The organism is Anaerobacillus alkaliphilus, assembly GCF_004116265.1.
GTDB lineage: Bacteria > Bacillota > Bacilli > Bacillales > Anaerobacillaceae > Anaerobacillus > Anaerobacillus alkaliphilus.
Genome location: NZ_QOUX01000026.1, coordinates 121,129 through 130,979, shown reverse-complemented (window position 1 = coordinate 130,979; position 9,851 = coordinate 121,129). Strand labels below are relative to the sequence as shown.

1 protein-coding gene is annotated in these 9,851 nt (G+C 36.0%); it reads left to right on the top strand.

Going from position 1 to position 9,851, the window contains the following annotated elements; genetic code table 11:
* The first annotated feature begins 75 nt into the window (after positions 1–75).
* Positions 76–9,840 carry an RCC1 domain-containing protein gene (locus tag DS745_RS07545; RefSeq protein WP_129077652.1) on the top strand — a complete coding sequence of 3,255 codons (9,765 nt, stop codon included), beginning with the start codon at positions 76–78 and terminating at the stop codon, positions 9,838–9,840.
* Positions 9,841–9,851: the final 11 nt, after the last annotated feature.

Below are 9,851 nucleotides of genomic sequence, written 5' to 3'. Positions count from 1 at the left end.
TTAAAGTGGAAAGTAATGGTATAATAACTTTTGGATATATTTGATAAATTATGGAAGAAAATTGGAGGGAATCCTGTGGAAAGGAAAATTTTTATTGTTTTAAATGTGTTTTTTTTAGTGCTTTCTTCTTTACTCCCTAGTATTGCTTATACATATCCGGGAGAAGATTTTAGTGATTTTGAGATGCAAGTATCAGATGAAATAATACCTCCCGATAGTGTGGAGGGAGGTGAGGTTATTCTCCCTGTTCCAAAGATATCATTTGGACCTCATCATATTTACAAGGATAGTTTGAGGGCATATGAGCCTTTCAAAGAAAATGAGAATAGCAGAAATAAGGAATTAGAAAGTTATAGTTTTAAAGAGGATACGCTTCTCGTTAAAATTGAACCACAAAGAAGAAGTAGAGGCGGTAGTTATACTACAACTATTGACTTAGAACCATTTAAGCAATATGGTGTCCTGCATTTAGAACCACTATTTTCTCAAAGTGCAAATGAGAAATTAGGAGTATTAAGTAGTGATGTAAAAGCCGTAGAAAATCTCTCTAAGTGGCACCGTGCTTCTTTAGAGCCAGGGTCAAACATAGGAGAAGTTATAGAAGAGTTGTCTGGTGAGTCCAATATATTAGCCGTAGAGCCAGATTTTATTAGAAAGATAGATAAGTTGGAAGTACCAGATAACATTACAGATCCAAAAGTAGCTGAACAATGGTATCTAGATAAGTCTGGAATCAAAGAAGCTTGGAATTACTTAGAGGAAAACGGAATGAACTCTGGAGGTAACAGAGATATCGTTGTTGCTATTATAGATACTGGAATTGATTATAAGCATCCAGACTTGGTTGGGAACATGTGGGTAAACTCGTCTGAGACCCGGAACGGTCAAGATAATGATGGTAATAGTTTTAGGGATGATATCCATGGAGCAAACTTTGTTGCTAGAAACGGGGATCCAATGGATGACCACGGGCACGGAACGCATGTCGCTGGTATTATTGCGGCTCAAGCTAACAATGATATTGGTGGGGTTGGTATTGCCCATAATGTACAAATTATGGCATTGAAAGCCGCTCAGTCAAGTGGAATTCTGGCTTCATCAGACATTGCAGCAGCTATTTTTTATGCAGTAGATAAAGGTGCCGATATTATTAATATGAGTTTTGGTGGATATGGTAGGTCAACTTTAGAGGAAGATGCATTACAAGTTGCATTTGGAACGTCTGTTTTAGTTGCTTCTGCAGGTAACCATGCTAGACCAAACTTACCACATCTTCGTGGGGCAAACTTATATCCAGCAGCATATCCATGGGTATTAGGAGTAATGGCTGAAAGACAACATCCGGCTATGAATGGGGATTATTTGGCTGGATTCTCGAATTGGGACACAGTTCCACAAAATTCAAGTGAATATGAAATTATGGCACCAGGAGTGGAGATATTTAGTACCCTACCTAATAATCAGTACGCTAAATGGTCAGGGACATCGATGTCAGCACCAGTTGTATCTGCTATAGCTGCATTAGTTCGCTCAAAATTTAATGATAAAGAGATGTATTCTTCACGATTTATTATGGGGCAAATAGCCTCTACAGGCGATTGGAAACAAGGGATTACTCCAGACCCTATGTCGCCACCAATTAAATATCGTTCAGTCAATGCTTATGAAGCATTAACCAATACACCTAAGCCAGAATTGAGTTATGTAGAACATTATATTTTTGACACCCCCAATATAGCTGAAGGTAACGACGGAAATGGAGTTGTTGATGCTGGGGAAACGATTGATATTGCATTAGTTATTAGAAACCATTGGGGAAAAGCCGATAATGTTGAAGTTAAGATTGATACTAAGGTATCTTCAGCCGGACTTAGTAGTCCTTATGCAACGATTATTAACGATACAGTTAATTACGGTGCAATAGGAAACTTCGGTACAGACGACAATGGTCTAATATATGAGAATGATGTTGTCGTAGGAGTTAACAACCCATTTAAAATAAAAATTGCAGCAGATACACCAAATGATTACATCATTCCAATAAATGTTACGATGACTGCTAGAAATGGTTTTGATGCTAACGATACACAAACATATACTTACCAAACTGGTATTAGACTTGCAGTTAGAAAAGGAACTATTTTGCCAGGTGTAATTGATAAGGACATGACCTTAACAAAAGATAATTATTGGATTGTCCCAAATGCAACCTTAATCAGAGAAGGAGCAACGGTAACAGTTTTACCAGGAACACAAATTCAGTTCTGGAGCAGTGAACCTGAAGATCCATATGCAGAAAAAACGATGGCATATATTGAGGTTAGAGGTAAATTCCTCGTTAATGGAACGGCTGAAGATCCGGTAGAAATGTTTGCAAGTAGTTTGTTTCCAGGGCATGAGGTGAAGGTGTATTCGACTGAGAGTTTAAGGTACCATCAATCGGCCTCGGGCAGATACAGAGGGTATGCTGAGTTAAATTATACAAAGGTTATGAATCCAAATATTGCAGTTCAAAAGATTGATCATAGCTATTTTAGTCAGGATTTATTTAATATGATGTTTAAGAGATTTTTAGAGAATGGGGTAGTAGGGATTGATATTTGGCACGGACCGTACGTGCACTCTGAGGAAACCTCTAATTCTATATTCTATAATTTAGGAACTACTGAATGGTATTCGGATAATCCCTCAATTTCTTGGATGTTAAGACTTAGAGGAAAATTAAAAGGAAACCTGTTCGATTCAAACTTCATGTATTTTGATACTGCTTGGGCAGAGGATAATGTCTTTCTAAAAAATTATAAATTAAAAGATCAACAGTATGGTGATCGAACCTATTTTGTTTCTCGTGGGAAGCAATTTGGTTCAAGGATTGACCCTAATAAGGCGTTTCAAACAGTATTTCCCATTAAAAGTAATTTAAATGGAAGTACTTATTTTGCTGTAAGATCAAACATTACTGATTTACCTAGAGATGGAGAATTCCAGTTAGTACAAAGGTTTGCAAAAGAAATAGGTGGACATATAGTTACAATTGATGATGCAGAAGAAAACCAATTTATTATGTCCTATCTGTCTAACTATTTACAAGACCGTCATCTTTTTGAAAGTAAATACCCAGAGTATAATTTTTGGGATTTTTACCAGGACCCTGTGATAGGTTTGAACGACTTTGAAGAAGAGGGTATTTTTGAGTGGATTAATGGTGAAGAAGTAAATTACACAAACTGGAAAGTTGGAGAGCCGGATAACAAATATGGATGTAACGGTTGTACAATACATTCACCTGCTAATTACGTTAGTATCGATCGGAATTCTGGGCAATGGTATGATTATTCTCATTCTAATGGTATGTATATTATTGAAGTGCCAGGTGTTTCTTATGTCACAGGAATAACACTTAATACTAATAGGCTAATACTTGGAGAAGGTGGGGTACCGGCTCAATTAGCAGCAAAAATTACTCCTGAAAAAGCTACTAACCAACGAGTAAATTGGAGCTCAAGTGATACAGATGTTGCTTCTGTTGATGATAATGGTTTAGTAACCCCGTTAGAAATAGGTAAAGCCACAATTACAGCAACAACTGAAGATGGTGGATTTATTGCAACTGTAGAGGTCGATGTGATAGAGGTTGTACCAGTAGTTGGTGTGACTTTAAATAAACAATCCTTAGAACTAGCGAGTGGGGAACAAGAAACTTTAGTTGCTACAGTATTACCAATAGGTGCAACAGATAAGACGATAGAATGGGCTTCTAGTAATCCTGATATAGTCTCGGTTGATCAAAATGGTAGAGTAACAGGAATATCTGAAGGTACTGCAACGATTTTGGTTACAACAAGAGACGGTAGTTATACAGCTGAAGCAGTAGTATCTGTTGTAGTACCGGTAAATTCAATTAGATTTGATCAAACATTTTTGCGACTAGTTTTAGGATCTGAACCAACCCAATTAACACCAGTTATTCAACCTGGAAATTCTTCAAATCAAAGTTTATTATGGTTTTCAAGTAATGAAGCAGTTGTTTCAGTAGATCAAAATGGCTTGGTTTCAGCAAGAGGCGTAGGTACGGCATTAGTTACTGCAACAAACCAAAATGGTGCAATTCAAGCTGATGCTATTGTAACAGTCTGGGAGAGTGAGATAAGTTTTAATACAAAAAAAGTAGATGGTGGGGATAGTTATTCTATAGCATTAAATGGAGATGGAACTGTTTGGACATGGGGAGATAATGAATACGGGCAGTTAGGGGATAATACCAATTCTAGAAGGAGTACACCGATCCAAGTAAGAGGCTTAGTAGATATTATTGATGTTTCTGCCGGTGGAAGACATTCATTAGCATTAAGAAATGATGGGTCTGTTTGGGTTTGGGGACATAATAACTATGGGCAATTAGGTAATGGTAGAACATGGGGAATTGAAACCAAACCAATACAAGTAGATATCGATAATGTTAAGAAAGTTTATGCAGGTGAAAGCAATAGTTTTGTACTTCGGAATGATGGAACAGTTTGGGCTTGGGGAGAAAATTATTATGGTCAATTGGGCGATGGTAGTAAAATAAATCGATCATTTCCCGTCCAAGTAGAAAATTTAACAGATGTTATAGAAATGTCTTTAAGTCCAACTCATACTGCTGCTTTAAGAAGTGACGGAACTGTTTGGATGTGGGGGAATAACAGTTATAACCAACTAGGTGACGGTACCAAAACTGATCGACTAATACCTGTTCAAGTAAAAAATATTTCTGAAGTAAATGCGGTTACTGCTGGATACAATTTTACATTAGCTTTAAAAAAAGATGGTACCCTATGGGGATGGGGGCAAAATAACTTTGGTGCAATTGGATATGGGCAAATATGGGATCAATTTAGCAGTCCAGTTAAGATCAATATTAATAATGTTGAGTCAGTAGTCACAGGTATTTATCACAGTATAGCTAAAAAGAGTGATGGAACCGTTTGGGCTTGGGGATATAATGAAGCAGGCCAATTAGGTGATGGGACGTATACAATTAGAGATATACCAACAAACATAAATATAAATAAGGTTGGAAGAATTTCGGCTGGAAATTATCATAATTTCCTCGTGGGAGAGGCTGGAGAGGTCTATTCATGGGGACAAAATAATAATGGTCAATTAGGTGACCTAACTACAATTAATCGAAACATACCAGTACAAACATTGTTTGGTATTCTACCAGATATGGATGAACCGACAATTGTTTCAGTTGAACCGAAATTTAACGCTATAAATGTACCCCAAGATGCTAATATTAAGTTTATTTTTAATGAAGTAATACAGCCTGGAGATAATTATGGTTTAATCAGGTTAAAAGATCAACAAAACAATATAATTTCGCTGAAAAGTAGAAAAATTGAAGGTACAAAGCTAATTATAGAACCTTTAGGAAATTTAAAAGGAAATACTACTTATACTTTACAAATACCTCAAAATGCAGTTAAAGATTTGTTCCATAACCAATTTAGTAACGCATACAATCTTAGTTTTTCAACTGAACAAGAAACCAAAAATGATTTGAATTTAGTAGGTTTACTAAGAAAAGAAGGTTATACAGTTCTTAAAAACACTTTAGCGTTTAATGAAAGCGTTGGAATAACTCGTGAAGAAATTGACAAGATCCGAATAGAGTTTATTGAGAGCGGAGCCCTTTCTACCATTCAAAATAATGCTATTTTAAATCGTTGGTGGGATCCTAACGTTAATAATTGGATGAGGTTTATTAGTGAAGAAGGCGGAGAGTACAAAAGGTACTTGTCCTTTAACTATTGGGGTACCAATTCTACAACTTTAATTGATAGAGCTATCGTTGATTTTAACGATTTCAAGAATATGGAGGAAGTAGTTTTTAACCCTATTTTAACTAAAGCTCCAGAAAAAGCATATCCATTTGTTACGGATATTTACGTTTCGACAAAGGCTGAAGAAAGAACAACTAGAGTAGGTGCAGAAGAAATTACTGTTAATGTCCTATTTAATAGAGATATGGAACAAACTGTACAACCAAGAGTTTCTTTCGGTCCAGATATGCCTACTACAGACTATACGGTTAATCCAGTAAATGGTGGTTGGATTTCACCAAGGCATTGGCAGGGTGATTTTAGAATTTCCTCATTAACTGGTGACGGCTATCAATTTTTCCGTGTTCAAGGAGCAGTTGCAGCAGATAATCCTTGGCTAGTAACAGGAAATGACTCAGAACGATTTAGATTTGAGATCATAACTTCTGGAACTGAGGCAATGAATTTACAGGCTGTTGGTAATGAAGGGAAAGTAACTTTAACTTGGACACAAGATGATTTTGATTTGTTAGCTGGGTATAACTTATATCGTAGTAATACTTTAAATGGGAATTTCGAAAAGGTTAATACAACTGTTATTCCATCAGATCAAAAGAGTTATGATGATACTAATGTTGAGCCAGGGAAAACTTATTATTATAAGTTTACAGTAGTTAAAACGGACTTGAGTGAATCTGAATACTCCAATACAGCATCGGCAACTCCAATTGATACTGTTCCGCCAGTTGTCAGTCATACTGCCATTACAAATGCTACTGCAAACATGTCTTTACAAATACATGCTAATGTAACAGATAATGTAAGGGTTGAAAATGTGCAGTTATTTTATCGTAAGATTGGAACAACAACCTATACTGCACGAAACATGGTAAAAACAACTGGCGATCGCTATGCGTTTACTTTGGAAGGTACAATAATGCAAGCACCAGGAATTGAGTATTATATTGAAGCGACAGATGGCATCTCTATAGTTCGGCATGGACGACCTGAAATGCCACATAAGTTGATAATTAATGATGCACCAAGGGTTACATCAGTTTCACCTGCTGAGGGACCAGCTTCAGGTGGGACAGTTGTTACTATTAACGGAAGTAACTTCAAGTCCGGTGCAAAGGTGTCCTTTGGGCAGGTAAATGCCGAAAATGTAGAAGTTGAAAGCAGTAATCGAATAAAAGTTGTTTCACCAGCGCATATACCAGCAACTGTTAATATTACTGTGACAAATTCAGATGGATCTAAACATTCTCTACTGGGTGCTTATAAATACGTCAGTGACGAAGTGAATGTAAGTTTGCCTGACTCTAGTGCTAATGTAGGTCATATTATTGAGGTTCCAATTTTAATTAGCAGTGTTTCTGGGTTAAGAGCTGTTGATACAGAAGTGATATACGATAGTAGTATGTTAGAGTTGATGAATGTACGCTTAGGTACCATAACGCCTAACTTCTCACTAGCTACTAATACAGCTATAAAGGGTAGCATTAAACTCTCAATGGCATCCGCTACAGCAGTATCAGGTACTGGTTCATTAGCAATAATGGAATTTAAGGTTTTAGATAGTGATAAAACGAATTCAGCATTAACTATCAGCAGTTTAAAACTGAATGATGGAAATATTAAAACAGCCATTACAAACGGTAACTTCAATCTAGCTAATACCTTTAGTGTAAAAGGAACTGTAAGATACTATAGTAACAATTTATTAGTTCCAGATGTAGATCTAACACTAACCGGAAACAAAGACTATGAAACAGCTACTACGTCAAACGGCAGTTTTAGTCTCGACAATGTTATAAGTGGTGCATATCAATTAAAAGCTAATAGAACAAAAGAAGAGCATAGGTTAAGTTCATATGATGCTTCTCTTATATTACAAGCGGCAGTTGGATTAATTAGTCTAACTGAAAATCAAAGATTAGCAGCGGATGTAGACCAAAATGGAAGAATTAATTCTATGGATGCAGCTTATGTTTTAGAAAAAGCAGTTGGACTTCTAGAAGGTCCCTTTCCTGGTTCAGGAAAGGTATGGGCTTTCACACCAAGTGAACGAACGTACAACAATATTAACTCAAACTTAAATTCTCAAAACTTTACTGCTGTTATGTTAGGAGATGTTTCCGGTTCGTGGGGGAATTCAAATCAAGCTAATTTAAGTTCCCTTTTCTCCCTAGGTCAACCTATTACTAAAGAAGGAAATATTTCTATACCAGTGAAGTTCAATATTGATGAAACAAAGTTGTATGGTTCAAATATTGTTCTAAAGTACGACCGTCAATATTTTAAGGCTGTTTCTGTAGAAAAAACTAATAATACAAGTAACTATAGTTTTGCTTTTAACGTTAACAAACCTGGAGAAATCCATGTAGGTTTAGCTGGGACAGAGGCGATTTCAGGAGAAGGAGAAGTGTTTAATATCGTATTTGAACCTACGAAGTATAACCGTTTGGAGTTAACAACGATGGACTTAAATACGTTGGTATCAATTGACAATGTTCAAATTAATGATATAAAAACTACCTCAGTCTCTTTAGACTCTCAGTTATACCAATTAACAGTTGGGCAGACACAAAAAATGAAAGTTACAGCATCATATTCTGATGACAGTATTAGAGATGTTACAAGTGCAGCTACAATTACAACTTCAAACGAAACTATAGTTGATGTGGTAGGTGGGGTTTTAACTGCTAAAAATCCTGGAAGAGCTATTATTACAGTTGCATATGGTGGTGAAGAAGTAAGTGTTAGGGTAGTTGTGAACAGCCAACAGCTAAATTCAACAGAGGAATTTGCAAGGAACACTTTAAGGGTTACTGATGCAATAAATCGTTACGGTAATACTGTTCAAAAGGTAAGTGTTGATAGCTCAAGCTTTGGAAAGGATAAAAATAATAGTGTAATAGTAAATTATGACTTAAACTTATTAGGCGATGATAATAAAGGTTTAATGTTAGAGATACCTGCGTCAAGTCTAGTAAATAATAGTGATAACAATCTAAACCTATTACTGAATGATTTTTCTTTAGGTCTTCCATTATCTCTTATTAACTTTTCTAAAGTATCTAAAGAGCTAAATGCTGACTTAGAAAAAATTAGTATTGTTATATCTATTGATAAAGTCGAGGGTGAAGTTGCTGAAAACATTGAACAGCTACTTCGAAATAATAGGGCGAAAGCTTTAATTAACCCATTATCCTTAAGAATTCATGCACAAGTAGGTCAAAAGAGGGTAGAAATATTGCTAGGTGACAACAATATTTCATCTACACTACAATTAGACCAAGTAATGAGTCAAAATAAGGCTGTAGCATTACTTTATGAAGAGAAGGGTAGTAGCCTACGCTCAATACCTGCAAAATTTGAAACAGTTGCGAAGGAAACAGATATTAACATTAACCGATTAGGTCAAGGAATAGTTGTAATTGCCGAGCATAGTAAATCATTTAGTGATGTAGATAACCACTTTGCAAAGTCATCAATAGATTTATTAGCATCGAAATTTATTATTAACGGTAAGACAGAAACTAGATTTGCGCCAGAGGATAGTATTACTAGAGCTGAGTTTGCTGCACTTCTTGTACGAGCATTGAACATTAGTGAGAAGGATGCTAACGTGTTGTCTCAGTTCAAAGATGTGAAAAAAGATCAGTGGTTCGCGGGATACATCGGAGCAGCTTATAATGCAGGAATAATAAATGGAAAGAGCAAAGACTATTTTGCACCAAATGAATTTATTACTAATGCCGAGATGGCTGTAATGATTTCAAGGGTTCTAAAGTTTTTAGGTGAAGATAACTCTATTACTACTGAAGAAAAAGAAGAGTTGTTAGCTTCATACAAAGATTATCAGTTAATACCAAAAAGCTGGGCTCAAACAGAAGTAGCTGAACTAACGAAACTTAATATTCACAGAGCGGATCTTGGAGATAATTATGAGCCGTTCAAAAAAGCAACAAGAGGTCAATCAGCGACTATGTTGCATGGGTTGCTAAGGTATTTGGGGTATGATAACTAAGTAACTTATAG